Genomic DNA, 293 nt, shown 5'->3' with positions numbered 1-293 from the left:
ACCGCGACCACCGCCATGAGCGCCGCGAACGACAGCACCACCAGCGTATCGCTGACCCGACCGCCGATATAGACGCCAAGCGGCGCGGCCAGCATGCCGGCGACCGCGAAGATCAGCGCCGCGCGCAGCTCGACCACGCCGCGATACAGCCCTTCGGCGGCACCGAAGGCGGCCGTGATCGCCACCGCGCCGAGCGAGATCGCCACCGCGCTCGCCGGCGCCACGTCCAGGCCGTAGATCAACAATGGCACGGCGAAGATCGACCCGCCGCCGCCGGTCAGCCCCAGCGCCAG

1 protein-coding gene is annotated in these 293 nt (G+C 72.4%); it reads right to left on the bottom strand.

Annotated elements, in window-relative coordinates; genetic code table 11:
• The coding region (locus tag SAHL_RS18560) for a sulfite exporter TauE/SafE family protein (protein ID WP_184947269.1) at positions 1 to 293 on the bottom strand (293 nt) is incomplete at both ends.

It is taken from the genome of Salinisphaera orenii subsp. halophila YIM 95161 (assembly GCF_003732545.1).
Taxonomy (GTDB): domain Bacteria; phylum Pseudomonadota; class Gammaproteobacteria; order Nevskiales; family Salinisphaeraceae; genus Salinisphaera; species Salinisphaera orenii_A.
The sequence above is the reverse complement of the archived record's forward strand: the minus strand, read 5'-3'. Positions and strand labels throughout refer to the sequence as shown.